The sequence below is a fragment of the Streptomyces poriticola genome (assembly GCF_036689765.1).
Lineage (GTDB): Bacteria > Actinomycetota > Actinomycetes > Streptomycetales > Streptomycetaceae > Streptomyces > Streptomyces poriticola.
In genome coordinates this window covers 1-332 of record NZ_JBAGKH010000117.1, presented here as the reverse complement: position 1 = coordinate 332, position 332 = coordinate 1, and the positions used below count along the sequence as shown (strand labels likewise).

Sequence of the window (332 nt, the reverse complement as noted above, 5' to 3'; positions counted from 1 at the left end):
TTCGTGTTCCCGGGTCAGGGGGCGCAGTGGGCGGGGATGGCGGTGGATCTGCTGGATTCGTCGCCGGTGTTCGCGGGGTGGATGACCGAGTGTGCGGTGGCGTTGGAGCCGTTCGTGGACTGGTCGTTGCTGGATGTGGTGCGGGGCGTGGAGGGTGTTCCGGGGCTGGACCGGGTGGATGTCGTCCAGCCGGTGCTGTGGGCTGTGATGGTGTCGTTGGCGGAGGTGTGGCGCTCGTACGGTGTCGTGCCGTCGGCGGTGGTGGGTCATTCGCAGGGTGAGATCGCGGCTGCCTGTGTGGCGGGTGCGTTGTCGTTGGCCGACGGTGCCCG

The 332-nt window shown here is 68.7% G+C and carries 1 protein-coding gene; it reads left to right on the top strand.

Annotation, left to right across the window (positions count from 1 at the left end; translation table 11 throughout):
- Positions 1-332: acyltransferase domain-containing protein (locus tag V5O46_RS31705; protein WP_332888188.1), on the top strand; the 332-nt coding region annotated here is incomplete at both ends.